Origin of the sequence: Delftia sp. JD2, from assembly GCF_001682645.1 — a bacterium.
Classification (GTDB): domain Bacteria; phylum Pseudomonadota; class Gammaproteobacteria; order Burkholderiales; family Burkholderiaceae_C; genus Comamonas; species Comamonas acidovorans.
Genome location: NZ_LFJT01000007.1, coordinates 92,506 through 106,950 on the forward strand (window position 1 = coordinate 92,506; position 14,445 = coordinate 106,950).

Sequence of the window (14,445 nt, forward strand, 5' to 3'; positions counted from 1 at the left end):
AGAAGGGATTGCCATGGGGGTGCTTCGCACGAAAGCGATCAGTGGGTTGCAGGGGGCTCCGGCGCACAGCCGGCCCTGGAGCCGGTGGGGGTTGGGGCTGCTGCTGGGATCGGCGGCGCTGACGGCGCAGGCCGTGGGCGTGCGCCAATTCAGCCCGCAGGGAGAGGTGGCCAAGGTCGAGCAGGTGGTGGTGCAATTCGATGGCACGGCCGTGCGCTTTGGCGACCCCAAGGCGGCCGCGCCGGTCACGCTCAGCTGCAGCGATGCGGCGGCCACCCAGGGCACGGGCCGCTGGAACAGCGACCGCGAATGGGTGTTCGACTTCAAGCAGGCCCTGCCGCCCGGCGTGCGCTGCACGGCCCAGCTGGTGGCCGGCTACAAGTCGCCTGCGGGCACGGCCGTGACGGGCGCTGCCAGCTACCAGTTCCAGACCGGCGGCCCGGCCGTGCTGGACATGGCGCCAGACACCTATGAACAGATCGACGAGGAGCAGTACTTCGCGCTGCGCCTGTCGGGCCCGGCCACCGTGCAAAGCCTGCAGCAGCACATGTGGTGCACGGCCGAAGGCGTGGGCGAGCGCATACCCGTGCGCCTGATCGACGGCAAGGAGCGCGACGAGCTGCTCAAGCACCGCGGCTGGGACAAGGCCGCCGCCAAGAACCCTCTGCAGTACGCCACGCTGGCCTGCAACCGCCGGCTGACGGCGGGCACGACCATGAAGCTGGTTTTTGGCGCCGGCATCGCCACGCCCAATGGCGTGGCCAGCCGCCAGGACAAGCGCTTCGAGTACCGCGTGCGCGAGCCCTTCGCGGCCGAGTTCAGCTGCGAGCGCGAGAACGCCCAGGCCGCCTGCCTGCCGATCCGCCCCATGCGCCTGAGCTTCAATGCCCCCGTGCCGCGCAAGCTGGCCGAGGGCATTCGCCTGAGTAGCGGCGCCTCCAAGGTGGCGCCCGTGATCGACGGCGAATACGGCGAAAAGCTCAGCGAGGATTCGCTGGTGCAGAACCTGAGCTTCCCGGCCACCATGCAGGCCCAGGCGCGCTATACGGTGGAGCTGCCTCCGCAGTTCAAGGACGCGGCAGGCCGCAGCCTGAGCAATGCCGACATGTTCCCGCTGCAGGTGGCCACGGGCGCGCTGCCGCCACTGGCCAAGTTCGCGGCCTCGCCCTTCGGCATCGTCGAGCGCTATGCCGAAGGCCCGGACGGCCCGGCCCTGCTGCCCGTGACGCTGCGCAATGTGGAGTCCGAGCTGGCCACCAAGTCCCTGGATGCCAGCCGCGTGAGCACCAAGCAGCCCGGCAGCGATGCCGAGATCATCGCCTGGATGCGCCGTGTGGCCGACTACGAGTCCTCCGACATGGACCGCAAGCGCGCCTCGCGCGACATCAAGGGCCCGCTGCCGCCCGTGATCGACAACGAAAACCGCGACTATGTGCAAACGCGCATGCTGTCGCTGCTGGCCGGCCAGGGCGACGTCAAGACGCTGGAGCTGCCCAAGCCCGTCAAGGGCGATCCGCGCCCCTTCGAGGTGGTGGGCATTCCGCTCACGCCGGGCTTTCACGTGGTCGAGATCGCCTCGCCGCTGCTGGGCCAGTCGCTGCTCGATGAGCGCTACGGCTCGGCGCGCAGCATGTATGTGCGCACCTCCGCCCTGGTGACCAATCTGTCCGTGCACTTCAAGCTCGGCCGCGAGAACGCGGCCGCCTGGGTGACCACGCTGGACAAGGGCCAGGCCGTGGCCAATGCCAAGATCCAGGTCTCCGACTGCAATGGCAAGGTGCTGACCTCGGCCACCACCGACGCCAGCGGCGTGGCGCGCCTGGACGGCCTGTCGCCCGAGCCGCCCCAGTGCACGGGCGGTGTCGGCTACCGCTCGCCTGCCTACTTCGTCAGCGCACGCGCCCAGGGCAAGGACGGCCAGCAGGAGCTGGCCTTCACCTGGAGCGACTGGCAGCGCGGCATCGAGTCCTGGCGCTTCAACGTGCCCACCAGCCGCAGCGCCCAGCGCGACGAGGTGGCCCACACCATCTTCGACCGCACGCTGCTGCGCGCCGGCGAGACCGTGTCCATGAAGCACCTGATGCGCACCCAGACCGGCATCGGCCAGGGGCAGGGCGGCTTTGCGCTGCCCGAGCAGCGGCCCACGCAACTGGTCATCACCCATGAAGGCAGCGGCCAGCAGTACACGCAGCCGCTGCAGTGGCGTTCCACGGGCACGGGCGGCCTGAGTGCGGAAAACAGCTTCTCCGTGCCCAAGGGCGCCAAGCTCGGCTCGTATTCCGTGGAGCTGCGCGGCGATGGCAACGGCTCGCGCGGGCGCAACAACCGCTTCGGCACGGGCAGCTTCCGTGTCGAGGAATTCCGCCTGCCCGTGCTCGAAGGCCGTGTGGGTCCCGAAGGCAAGCAGGCCCTGGTCGGCGTCTCCAGCCTGCCGGTGCAGGTGCAGGTGAACTACGTCTCCGGCGGCCCGGCCGCCAACCTGCCGGTGCGCGTGTCCGCCCTGGTGCGCTCCACCTGGATGGACCGCAGCGACTGGCAGGGCTTCAGCTTCTCGGCACCGCGCAGCGCCCAGGACACGGGCCAGAGCGATGACGAGGAGGCCACAGCCTCCCAGGACAGCAAGGTGGTGGCCGACAAGCTGCCCGTGACGCTGGACCGTGAAGGACTGGGCAAGCTCAAGATCGAGAACCTGCCCAAGCTGCGCGAGCCGCGCGAGCTGCTGATCGAGGCCACCTATGCCGATCCCAACGGCGAGGTGCAGACCCTGCGCAGCACGCAGATGCTGTGGCCCGCGGCCATCGTGGCCGGCGTGCGCGCCGAAAGCTGGATCACCACGGGCCGCAAGCTCCAGTTCCAGGCGCTGGCCCTGGGCGTGGACGGCAAGCCCCAGGCCGGCGTGCCGGTCAAGGTGGAGGCCATCTCCCGCGTCACCACCAGCAGCCGCAAGCGCCTGGTGGGGGGCTTTTACAGCTATGACAACCAGACCACGCTCAAGTCCATGGGCACGGTGTGCACGGGCAACAGCGATGCCCAGGGCATGGTGCAGTGCGAGGCCCAGCTTTCGCAGCCCGGCGAGGTGGAGCTGATCGTCACCGCCTCCGACAAGGACGGCCGGCCCGCCCAGGCCGCCTCCAGCGTCTGGGTCACGCGCCAGGGCGAACTGTGGTTCGGCGGCGAGGACCATGACCGCATGGACGTGCTGCCCGAAAAGCGCAGCTACGAGCCCGGCGAGACCGCGCGCTTTCAGGTGCGCATGCCCTTCCGCTATGCGACGGCCCTGGTCGCCGTGGAACGCGAAGGCATCGTCAGCACCCAGGTCATGCAGCTCAATGGCCAGAACCCCACCGTGGAGCTGAAGGTCCAGCCCGACTGGAGCCCCAACGTCTACGTGAGCGTGCTGGCCCTGCGCGGGCGGCTGCGCGAGGTGCCCTGGTACAGCTTCTTCACCTGGGGCTTCAAGGCGCCGCGCGAGTGGTGGAACGCCTTCTGGCACGAGGGCAAGGAATACATCGCGCCCACGGCCCTGGTCGATCTGTCCAAGCCCGCCTACCGCCTGGGCATGGCCGAGATCCGCGTGGGCACCAAGGCCCACCGCATCGACGTCAAGGTCACGGCCGACCAGGCCAGCTACCAGGTGCGCGGCACCGCCAAGGTCACCATCAGCGCCACGCTGCCCGACGGCAAGCCCGCCGCTGGCGCCGAGGTGGCGCTGGCGGTCGTGGACCAGGCCCTGCTGGAGCTCATGCCCAACACCAGCTGGCAGCTGGCCGACGCGATGCTGCGCCGCCGCGAGTGGGGCGTGCAGACCTCGACCGCGCAGATGGAGGTGATCGGCAGGCGCCACTATGGCCGCAAGGCCGTGGCCGCTGGCGGCGGCGGTGGCCGCAGCCAGACGCGCGAGCTGTTCGAGACGCTGCTGCTGTGGAATCCGAGCGTGGTGCTCGATGCCCAGGGCAAGGCCCAGGTCAGCGTGCCGCTCAACGACTCGCTGACCACCTTCCAGGTGGTGGCGGTGGCCGACCATGGCGTGTCGATGTTCGGCACGGGCCAGGCGCCCATCCGCACGGCCCAGGACCTGCAGATCATCAGCGGCCTGCCGCCGCTGGTGCGCGAGGAGGACCAGTTCCGTGCCATGGTCACGCTGCGCAACACCTCGGCCAAGGCCATGAAGGTGCAGGTCACGCCGCGTGCCACGCTGCTGGAGCTGGCAGCGCAGACCGTGGAGATTCCCGCGGGCGAGGCGCGCGAGGTGGCCTGGAACGTCACGGCCCCGGCCCAGCTGGGCCAGACCCGCGCCGAGGCGCTCATCTGGGAGATCGAGGCCCGCGACACCGCAGGCGGCGACAAGCCGGCCAGCGACAGGCTGAAGGTCAGCCAGCGCATCATCCCGGCCGTGCCGCTGACGGTGCAGCAGGGCACGCTGATGCAGGTCGATGGCAGCATCAACCTGCCCGTGCAGCTGCCGGCCGATGCGCTGTCCGGCCGCGGCGGCCTGCGCATGTCGCTGGCGCCCAAGCTGGCCGAAGGCCTGCCCGGCGTGCGCGACTGGTGGGCGCGCTATCCCTACAGCTGCCTGGAGCAGGTCACCAGCAAGGCCGTGGGCATGAGCGACGCCACGCTGTGGCAGTCCACCATGGGCCAACTGCCCAGCTACCTGGACAGCGACGGCCTGGCCAGCTACTTCCCGCTGGCGGGCGACGGTTCGGGCCGTGCGGCCCGCGGCAGCGATACGCTGACGGCCCACCTGCTCAACCTCTCGGCCTTGGCACAGGGCGTGGACAAGCGCTTCGTGCTGCCGGCGGCCGAGCGCGAGCGCATGGAAAACGGCCTGATCGCCTTCGTCGAAGGCCGCATCCAGCGCAGCTTCTGGAGCCCGCGCAAGGATCTGGACATGCGCAAGCTGGCCGCCATCCAGGCGCTGGCGCTGACGGGCCGCGCCAATCCGCGCATGCTCGACAGCATCACCATCGCGCCCAACGACTGGCCCACGCATGCCGTCATCGACTGGGTGGCCCTGCTCAAGCACATGCGCGAGCTGCCCCAGCGCGAACAGCAGCTGGCCCAGGCCCAGCAGATCCTGCGCGCCCGCCTGAGCTACCAGGGCACGCGCGTGGCCTTCAGCAATGAGCAGGACGACCAGTGGTGGTGGCTGATGCAGGGTCCCGAGGTCAACCTGGCCCGCCTGATGCTGGTCAACATGGACGACCCGACGTGGAAGGAAGAGCTGCCGCGCCTGGCCAACGGCTTCATCTCGCGCCAGAGCAACGGCGCCTGGGGCACGACCACGGCCAACCTGTGGGGCGCGCTGGCACTGCAGCGCTTCTCGCAGCAGTTCGAGGCCACGCCCGTGACGGGCGCCACCCAGGCGGCTTTGGGCGCGTCCCAGGCCCGCGTGGAGTGGAGCCAGGTCACGCGCATGCGCGCCAGCGACACCGAGGGCGCGGCGCACCAGGCGTCCAGCTTCGGCGCGACCACGGTGGTCGGCGGCCTGCGCAACAACACCATGTTCCTGCCCTGGAGCGCGGTGGGTGATGCCCGCAAGGGCCAGCTGACGGTGACCCAGCAGGGCACCGGCAAGCCCTGGCTCACGCTGCAGTCGGTGGCGGCCGTGCAGCTGAAGGCGCCGTTCAGCGCCGGCTACACCGTCACGCGCACGGTCAAGCCCGTGGAGCAGGCCGACAAGAGCCTGCCCGCAGGACAGTACTCGCGCGGCGACGTGCTGCGCGTCACGCTGGAGGTGCAGGCCCGCACCGACATGACCTGGGTGGCCATCACCGACCCCGTGCCCACGGGCGCCACCATCCTGGGCGGCGGTCTGGGGCGCGACTCGGAGATCGCCTCGGGCGGCGAGCGCGCGGAAGGCGCGGGCTGGCTGGCTTATGAAGAGCGCAGCTTCGAGGCCTACCGCGCCTACTACCAGTACCTGCCCAAGGGCAATACGCGCGTGGAGTACACCGTGCGGCTGAACAACGCCGGCGACTTCGCGCTGCCGCCCACGCGGGTGGAGGCGCTGTATGCGCCCGAGATGTTCGGCGAGGTTCCCAACGCCCGCATCAAGGTGAGCGACAAGCGCTGATGCAGCGTTGATGGCGCCCTGACAAGGGGGCGGCCCTGCGGCCTATGATGGCTGCAGGACCGCCCCCTTTTTTCATCACCCTCCGCTCCATGGCACAAGTCATCCTCTCACCGGTTCCCGCAGGCAGCGCCCTGCAGGACCGCCTCAAGACCGCCTATTTCCACGACAGCTACCAGCTGCAATTGCCGGACGACGGCAGCAGCCCCATGGCGCTGTACCTGCGCTGCGTGGGCCGCACGCCGGGCTGGATCGACTTTCTGATGCGCCTGCGCAACCGCGTGGTGGCGCCCTTCGGCATCAAGGACCTGGGCACGCTCAGCGGCGTCGATGCGCAGCGCCAGCCATCGAGCTACCGCGTGGGCGACCGCGCCGGCATCTTCCGTGTCCATGCCCTGAGCGACAGCGAAGTGGTCCTGGGCGACAGCGACCGGCACCTGGACGTGCAGGTCTCCCTCATGCGGCTGCCCAGCCCCGAGGGCGCGCCGTCCGGCACCTTCACCGCCGCCATGTCCACCGTGGTCCATGTGCACAATGCGCTGGGCCGCATCTACATGCTGGGCGTGGCGCCGGCCCACCGCGTCATCGCCCCGGCCGTGGTGGCCAAGCTGGCTGGCTGAAAGCTGCGGATGGAGCCGTCGGCTGTCCAGGCCATCAAAATGGCCGTCGTGGGTGCCTCGGGGCTGTCCAAGGACGCCTTGCATATCTACGTGGGCCTGACGGTGGCGCTGGCCGCCTGCGCCGTGCTGCGCAGACCCCTGGGCAGCTGGACGCCCCTCCTGGCGGCCCTGGCGGTGGCCATGACGGGCGAGCTGCTGGACATGCGCGACGATATCGCGAGCCTGGGGTATTGGCGCTGGGGCGCCAGCCTGCACGACATTGCCAATACCGTGTTCTGGCCCGCCGTACTGGCTGCGCTGGCGCGCTGGAGCAGCGTGCTGGGGCGTCGGCCCTGAAGTCAGCAAATCGGAAGCCTTTGGCGTTGGCGTCCGACGCCTGCATCCACGCCGCCCTTGCATACTTGCGGCCTTTGCCCGGCGGACATCCCCCGAGCAGGGAACGCGGCCCGCCCCACAAGGGCAGGGCCGCCACCATTGCGAATCGGTTCCCGGGCACACCATTGATCACAAGAGAGAGGGTATATGCCAGACACGACCACCGATCCCCGACCGGCGCCACCCGCGCCACCGGATGCACCGCAGGCGGCCACGCCATCGCCAGCCGAGCCTGCACCGCGCATCACGTTCTCCGGCCCCGTCGTCATTCCTTCCCTGCTGGTGCTGGGCCTGCTGCTGCTGTACTGCGGCCTCATGCCCGACAGCGCCGACCGGCTGTTCTCCAGCGCCCAGGCCTGGGTGGTGGGGCACATGGACTGGTTCTATGCCGTCTCGGTCACGCTGTTCCTGGTCTTTCTGATCTTCGTCGCGTCCAGCCGTTTCGGTGATATCCGCCTGGGTCCCGATGATGCGGAGCCCGAGTTCAGCTTCATCTCCTGGACCGCCATGCTGTTCGCCGCCGGCATGGGCATCGGCCTGATGTACTTTGGCGTGGGCGAGCCGCTGCAGCATTTCCTCAAGCCGCCCACGGCCGTGCCTTCCACGCCGGCTGCCGCGCGCGAGGCGCTGCAGTCCACCTTCTTCCACTGGGGCTTTCATGCCTGGGCCGTCTACGGGACCATGGGCCTGGTGCTGGCCTACTTCGGCTTTCGCTACAACCTGCCGCTGACCATGCGCTCGGGCCTGTACCCGCTGCTGGGCAAGCGCATCAACGGCCCCATCGGCCACAGCGTGGATGCCTTCGCGCTGGTGGGCACCATCGCGGGGATCGCCACCACGCTGGGCTATGGCGCGCTGCAGCTGGCCGCCGGCCTGCATACGGTGACGGGATGGGACACCTCCACGGCGCTGTTCCGCATCTCGGTCATCGTCATCGTGGTCTGCCTGGCCGGGCTGTCGGCCGTCTCGGGCCTGGACAAGGGCGTGCGCCGCCTGAGCGAGTTCAATCTCGTGCTGGCCTTCATCCTGCTGGCCTTCGTCATCGTCGCGGGGCCCACGGTCTTCCTGTTCGAGGCGCTGAGCGAGAACATCGGCAACTACCTGTCTGGCCTGGTCCAGCTGTCGTTCCGCACCTTCGCCTACGAGCCGCCCAGCCAGGAAGGCTGGTTCGGCGGCTGGACCATCCTCTACTGGGCCTGGTGGATCTCCTGGTCGCCCTTCGTGGGCATGTTCATCGCGCGCATCTCGCGCGGGCGCACCATCCGCCAGTTCGTGACCGGCGTGCTGCTGGTGCCCACGGCCTTCAACCTGCTGTGGATGACGGCCTTCGGCAACAGCGCCATCTGGATAGACACCCACGTGGCCATGGGCGCGTTGGGGCAGACGGCCTCGAACGTGGATGCGCTGCTGTTCCGCTTCTTCGAGTACCTGCCCTGGTTCAAGCCCGTGGCCTGGCTCACCATCGTGCTGATCGCGGTGTTCTTCGTCACCTCGGCGGACTCCGGGGCCTTCGTGGTGGACAACATCGCCTCGCGCGGCCATGCGCGTTCGCCGGTCTGGCAGCGGCTGTTCTGGGCTGCCGTGCTGGGCGTGACGGCCATGGTGCTGATGCTGGCCGGCGGCCTCAAGGCGCTGCAGGCCATGACCCTGGTGGCGGCCCTGCCGGTGGCCGTCATCATGCTGGCCCTGTGCTACGGGCTGTGGCGCGGGCTGCAGGCCGACCGCGCGCACTTCTCGCCCGACCTGGCCCCGGCCACCAGCTTCTGGAGCGGCCAGCACTGGCGCAAGCGCCTGGAGCAGATCGTGCACCAGCCCTCGCGCGCCGACGTGCGCAGGTTCCTGGCCGGCGTGGTGCTGCCGGCCATGAACGAGGTGGCCGCCGAGATGCAAAGGCGCGGCGTGCAGGCCGTGGTCACCGAGGACCTGGACGGCGAGGGCGCCGTGCGCCTGACCGTGCCCGATCCCTCGCTGCGCGACTTCGTCTACGGCGTGCGCGCCACGCGCCGCACGGTGCCCACCTTCCTGGTGAGCGAGGCGGCCAGCGAGCAGGAGCGGCGCCATGTCTACGAGCCCATCACCTTCTTCGAGGACGGTCGCCTGGGCCACGACATCCAGTACCTGCGCAGCGAGGAAGTCATCGCCGACATCCTGCGCCACTACGAGCGCTACCTGTCGCTGAGCGCCGACCAGCGCACGCATCTGCTGAACCGGGCGCCGGGCCACAGCTGAGCCGTGCTGCGCAGTGCCGCCGTCGCGGCACCCCGGGCCTTTGGGTAAACACCGGGGTGCCAGCCGGCGGCCGCCTGCGGATACTGGGCGCTGCCATGCAGCTCGAATACTCTACCCATTCGCAGGAGCCACGCCATCGTTTCGACTACTGGCACGAGGTGGTCTGCCGCCACTGCATCCCGGCCGACAGCCACCGCGCGCAGGGGGATGGTGCAGGTCCCGGCGGCTTCGGGGCCACGCTGTCCGTGCGGTCCCTGGGACTGCTGGAGATCAGTGCCATGTCGGCACCCAGCCACCGCTGGGTGCGCAACGCGGCCCACCTGCGCCTGCATGCCCGCGACGAGCTGTGGCTGGGCTATCTGCTCCAGGGCCAGGCCGAGGTGCGCCAGGGCGGGCAAGTGGCCCGGCTGAGCGCGGGCAATCTGGTGCTTTATGACGCTGCGCAGCCTTTCGAATTCTCGGTGGCGCCCCGCGATATCCTGCTGATGCGCATTCCGCGCAGCGAATTGTTGAATCGCTTTGCCCGTGCACCCTCGCACGCGGGCCGGGCGCTGCATGGCCATGCCCCGGCCGTGGCGCCGCTGCGGGCCATGCTCGGCGAGGCCATCGCCATGCCGCCTGCGCCGCACGGTGATGCCTTGGCGCAGCGCTTCGGCATGGCGCTGCTCGACGTGCTGGCCCTGGCGCTGGAGATGCAGGAAATGGCCGTGCAGCCCCGCTCGGAAAGGGACCTGCACGGCCGCATCCAGGCGTTCATCCAGGACAACCTGGGTTCGCCCGAGCTGTCGCTGCAATGGCTGGCGCAGCAGCACAACGTCTCGCCGCGTACCGTGACGCGGGCCTTTGCGCGGCACAACCAGACGCCCATGGGCCTGGTATGGCAGCTGCGGTTGCAGGCCAGCCGCCAGGCCCTGATGCAGGGGCGCTGCTCCAGCGTGACCGAGGCGGCCTTCGCGCATGGGTTCTCCGATGCGGCGCACTTCAGCCGAGCCTTTCGCAAGGCGTTCGGCTGCACGCCCCGCAGCCTGCTGGCCGCCTGAGCAAGGTCGCTGACCCTCACGAACAAGCGTCGGCGCCGCCGGCTCCCTAGCATGGGCCTGCCGTGCGTCCCGTGCGGCTTTTCCAGTGCAACAACGGTGGCGCCCCGGAGCCGGGCGCCGGGAGACATGCCATGAACGACAGCGAACTGCACCATCTCGAACTGCTGGAGGTGGGGCGCGAGATCCAGTCCCGCCGCATTTCCTCGGAAGAGGTGACCCGCTACATGCTGGCGCGCATCGAGGCCGTGGATGCGCGGCTGCACAGCTACGTGACGGTGATGGCGCAGCAGGCGCTGGAGGACGCCCGCCGCGCCGACGCCGAGATCGCGCAGGGCCGCCGCCGCGGTGCGCTGCACGGCGTGCCGCTGGCGCTCAAGGACCTGCTGTGGACCCGGGGCGTCCCCACCACGCATGGAATGACGCTGCACCGCGACCATCGCCCCACGGAAGATGCCACCGTGGTGCGCAGGCTGCGCGAGGCCGGTGCCGTCATCCTGGGCAAGCTGCAGCAGACCGAAGGCGCCTTCGCCGACCACCATCCCGAGATCACTGCCCCCGTCAACCCCTGGGGCGCCCAGCTGTGGCCCGGGGCCTCGTCCAGCGGCTCGGGCGTGGCCACGGCGGCGGGGCTGTGCTTCGGATCGCTGGGCACGGACACCGGGGGCTCCATCCGCTTTCCATCGGCCGCCAACGGCATCACGGGGCTCAAGCCCACCTGGGGCAGGGTGAGCCGCCACGGCGCCTTCGAATTGGCCGCGTCCCTGGACCACATAGGCCCGATGGCGCGCAGTGCCGCCGATGCCGCAGCCATGCTCGCGGCCATCGCCGGGGCGGACCCGCTGGACCCTACGGCCAGCCAGTTCAGCGTGCCCGACTATCTGGCCATGATGACGCGCGGATTCTCCGGCCTGCGCCTGGGCATGGACCGGCAATGGGCACTGGACGGCGTGGATGCCCCTTCCCGCCAGGCGGTGGAGCAGGCCCTGGCGGTGGCGCAGCGCCTGGGGGCCAGCGTGCAGGAAGTCCGCTTTCCCGATGCCACCCAGGCGGTGGAGGACTGGCCGGCGCTGTGCGCGGTGGAGACCGCCGTGGCGCACGGCGCCACTTTCCCTGCACGGCGCGAGGCCTATGGCCCCGGGCTCGCCGGGCTGATCGACCTGGGGCTGGGCCTGTCCGCCACCGACTACCAGCGGCTGCTGCTGCGCCGCGCGGACTTCACGGGCCGGGTGCGTGCACTCTTCGCGCAGGTGGACCTGCTGCTGGTTCCCGCCACGGCCTTTGCGGCCCCCACGCTGCAACGCATGGCGCATTTCGGCTCCGATGCCGAGCTGTTCTCGGGCATGCTGCGCTACACCTGCCCCTTCGACCTCACGGGCAGCCCCACGATCACGCTGCCCGGAGGACGCACTCCTGAGGGCGCGCCCGTGGCCTTCCAGTTCGTGGCCCCCGACTTCCGCGAAGACCTGCTGGTGCGCGCGGGCTGGGCGTTCCAGCAGGCCACGGACTGGCACAGACAGCACCCTGCTGCCTGAGCTGCCTGAGCTGCCTGAGCTGCCTGAGCTGCCTGAGCTGCATGGGGCCGCCAGTCCGGTGGCGCGACACGGGCCTGTCACACAGCCTTCCTAGACTGGCGCGATGTCCTTGATCGAGATGGAAGGTGTCGCCAAGTCCTGGGGCGGCACCACGGCACTGCAGGCGCTGGATCTGCGCATTGAACCCGGATCCTTTTGCGTGCTGCTCGGTCCCTCGGGCTGCGGCAAGTCCACCACGCTGCGCATCATCGCGGGCCTGGAAAGCGCCACCTCGGGCCGTGTGCGCATCGATGGCCAGGACGTCACCCACCTGCCGCCCGCACGGCGCGGCATTGCCATGGTGTTCCAGAACTACGCGCTGTTCCCGCACCTGACGGTGGCGCAGAACATCGGCTTCGGCCTGTCCGTGCGCAAGGTCCCGGCGGCCGAGGCGCGCCGGCGCATCGACGAGGCCGCCGCGCTGCTGGGCCTGGACGCGCTGCTGGCGCGCCGGCCCGGCCAGCTGTCGGGCGGCCAGCAGCAGCGCGTGGCGCTGGGCCGTGCCCTGGTGGCCCGCGCCCGCGTCTGCCTGATGGATGAGCCGCTGTCCAACCTCGACGCCCAGCTGCGCCAGGAAATGCGCACCGAGCTGCGCGAGCTGCAGCGGCGCCTGGGCCTGACCGTGGTCTATGTCACGCACGACCAGGCCGAGGCCATGGGCATGGCCGACCAGGTGGTGCTGCTCAGCCAGGGGCGCGTGGAGCAGTGCGCCGCGCCCCAGGAGATCTACAGCCGGCCCGCCACCACCTTTGCCGCGCGCTTCATCGGCACGCCGGCCATGAACATCGCGCGCCTCGACGGCCTGCACATCGCGGGCAGCCATGCCAGCGCCGCGCCCGCCGGCCTGCAGCAGCCGGGCCAGGCGCGCTGGCTGGGCGTCAGGCCCGAGGACATGCGCCTGTCGCTCCATGGCGATGTCGGCAGCGGCCCCGTGGTGGCTGCCGACATCGAAAGCCTCGAATACCTGGGCGCCGACCTGGTGCTGCGCTGCCGCGTGGGCAGCGAACAACTGATGGTGCGCACCGCTGGCAGCCAGCTCGGCGGCCTGCAGCCGGGCCAGCTCGTGGGCCTGCGCTGGGCGCGCGAGGCCACGCATTTCTTTGACGAAAAGGGGCGGCGCTGCACGGCCTGATGCCGAGGCACCGGCCCCCAATTCCTTCGCCGATTCACCGTTTCAGCCGTTTCAGCCGTTCCGGCTTTCGCATCCTAAGCACCTTCCAGGAGAGTCCGCCATGCAACGCCATGCCTTCCTCAGAACCTTCGCAGCCGCTGCCGCCCTGGCCGCCACGGGCCTGCTGAACACCGCCAGCGCGCAGACGCCGCTGGAGGTGCCGTTCTACTACCCCGTGGCCGTGGGCGGCCCCATCACCAAGGTGATCGACGGCTATGCGGCCGAGTTCAACAAGGCCCATCCGCAGTACCGGATCACGCCCGTCTATGCGGGCACCTACCAGGAGACCATCGTCAAGGCGCTGACGGCCCACAAGTCGGGCAAGCCGCCGGCCAGCTCGGTGCTGCTGTCCACCGACATGTTCACGCTGATCGACGAGGACGCCATCGCCCCCATCGACGACTTCGTGAAGACCGATGCCGACCGGGCCTGGCTCAAGGGCTTCTACCCGGCCTTCATGGCCAACAGCCAGGCGGGCGGCAAGACCTGGGGCGTGCCCTTCCAGCGTTCCACCGTGGTCATGTACTACAACAAGGAAGCCTTCAAGGAAGCCGGCCTGGACCCGAACAAGGCGCCGCAGAACTGGAAGGAACTCAAGGAAGCCGCCCACAGGCTGACGAAGAAGGACGCCAGCGGCAAGGTCGTGCAGTACGGCATCCAGATCCCGTCCACGGGCTTTGCCTACTGGATGCTGCAGACGCTGACCACGCCCAATGACGTGCTGCTGGCCAACGAGGCCGGCACCCAGGTCACGCTGGACAGCCCCAAGGTAGTGGAGGCGCTGGACTTCTGGGTGGGCCTGGTCAAGGAAGGCGTGCACCCGGCCGGCGTGGTGGAGTGGGGCACGACGCCCAAGGACTTCATGGAAAAGAAGGCGGCCATCATCGTCACCACCACGGGCAACCTGACCAATATCCGTGCCAATGCCAAATTCGACTTCGGCGTGGGCCAGATCGCAGGCAATGTGCGCAAGGGCTCGCCCACGGGCGGCGGCAACTTCTACCTGTTCAAGAAGGCGCCCCGGGAGCAGCAGGAGGCGGCCTTCCAGTTCATGAAGTGGGTCACCCAGCCCCCGCTGGCCGCGCAGTGGAGCATGGACAGCGGCTACGTGGCCGTCTCGCCCGCCGCCTATGACACGCCCGCGCTCAAGAAGTACGGCCAGGACTTCCCGCAGGCCCTGGTGGCGCGCGACCAGCTGCCGGTATCGGTGGCCGAGTTCTCCACGCATGAGAACCAGCGCGTGACCAAGGTGCTCAACGACGCCGTGCAGGCCGCCCTCAACGGCAGCAAGACCTCGGCCCAGGCCCTGCAGGATGCGCAAAAGGAAGCAGACCGCATCCTGCGCCGCTACAAGTGATGGCGCAGT

The 14,445-nt window shown here is 69.7% G+C and carries 8 protein-coding genes; all 8 read left to right on the top strand.

Going from position 1 to position 14,445, the window contains the following annotated elements; translation table 11 throughout:
* Positions 1–13 precede the first annotated feature (13 nt).
* The 8 genes from ACM14_RS05965 to ACM14_RS06000 all read left to right on the top strand — a co-directional run bounded on the left by ACM14_RS05965 (position 14) and on the right by ACM14_RS06000 (position 14,436).
* Positions 14–6,076, top strand: coding sequence for an alpha-2-macroglobulin (locus ACM14_RS05965; RefSeq protein WP_065345623.1), 6,063 nt, complete (start codon positions 14–16; stop codon positions 6,074–6,076).
* A gap of 89 nt (positions 6,077–6,165) precedes the next feature.
* A complete protein-coding gene (locus ACM14_RS05970; protein ID WP_013800955.1) occupies positions 6,166–6,693 on the top strand; it encodes a DUF2867 domain-containing protein in 528 nt (175 codons plus the stop codon).
* Positions 6,694–6,732: 39 nt separating this feature from the next.
* Entirely contained in the window at positions 6,733–7,029 is a 297-nt protein-coding gene (locus ACM14_RS05975) for a hypothetical protein (RefSeq protein ID WP_084027320.1), read from the top strand.
* Between the two features lie 186 nt (positions 7,030–7,215).
* Positions 7,216–9,297, top strand: coding sequence for a BCCT family transporter (locus ACM14_RS05980; RefSeq protein WP_065345625.1), 2,082 nt, complete (start codon positions 7,216–7,218; stop codon positions 9,295–9,297).
* Positions 9,298–9,392: 95 nt separating this feature from the next.
* Positions 9,393–10,337, top strand: a complete 945-nt coding sequence (locus ACM14_RS05985) for a helix-turn-helix domain-containing protein (protein ID WP_065345626.1) — start codon at positions 9,393–9,395, stop codon at positions 10,335–10,337.
* 131 nt (positions 10,338–10,468) lie between these two features.
* The gene (locus ACM14_RS05990; protein WP_065345627.1) at positions 10,469–11,869 is read left to right on the top strand and encodes an amidase; all 1,401 of its coding nucleotides are present in this window, start codon (positions 10,469–10,471) and stop codon (positions 11,867–11,869) included.
* A 103-nt stretch (positions 11,870–11,972) separates the two neighbouring features.
* The gene (locus ACM14_RS05995) at positions 11,973–13,040 is read left to right on the top strand and encodes an ABC transporter ATP-binding protein (protein ID WP_065345628.1); all 1,068 of its coding nucleotides are present in this window, start codon (positions 11,973–11,975) and stop codon (positions 13,038–13,040) included.
* Positions 13,041–13,140: 100 nt separating this feature from the next.
* Positions 13,141–14,436: an ABC transporter substrate-binding protein gene (locus ACM14_RS06000; RefSeq protein ID WP_065345629.1), complete on the top strand. Its 1,296-nt coding sequence runs from the start codon at positions 13,141–13,143 to the stop codon at positions 14,434–14,436.
* Positions 14,437–14,445: the final 9 nt, after the last annotated feature.

What these genes read in the sequence shown, in the direction of transcription:
- ACM14_RS05970 (WP_013800955.1), top strand. Translation starts at nt 6,166, where the DNA reads ATGGCACAAGTCATCCTCTCACCGGTTCCCGCAGGCAGCGCCCTGCAG.
- ACM14_RS05965 (WP_065345623.1), top strand. Translation starts at nt 14, where the DNA reads ATGGGGGTGCTTCGCACGAAAGCGATCAGTGGGTTGCAGGGGGCTCCG.
- ACM14_RS05975 (WP_084027320.1), top strand. Translation starts at nt 6,733, where the DNA reads ATGGCCGTCGTGGGTGCCTCGGGGCTGTCCAAGGACGCCTTGCATATC.
- ACM14_RS05980 (WP_065345625.1), top strand. Translation starts at nt 7,216, where the DNA reads ATGCCAGACACGACCACCGATCCCCGACCGGCGCCACCCGCGCCACCG.
- ACM14_RS05995 (WP_065345628.1), top strand. Translation starts at nt 11,973, where the DNA reads ATGTCCTTGATCGAGATGGAAGGTGTCGCCAAGTCCTGGGGCGGCACC.
- ACM14_RS05985 (WP_065345626.1), top strand. Translation starts at nt 9,393, where the DNA reads ATGCAGCTCGAATACTCTACCCATTCGCAGGAGCCACGCCATCGTTTC.
- ACM14_RS05990 (WP_065345627.1), top strand. Translation starts at nt 10,469, where the DNA reads ATGAACGACAGCGAACTGCACCATCTCGAACTGCTGGAGGTGGGGCGC.
- ACM14_RS06000 (WP_065345629.1), top strand. Translation starts at nt 13,141, where the DNA reads ATGCAACGCCATGCCTTCCTCAGAACCTTCGCAGCCGCTGCCGCCCTG.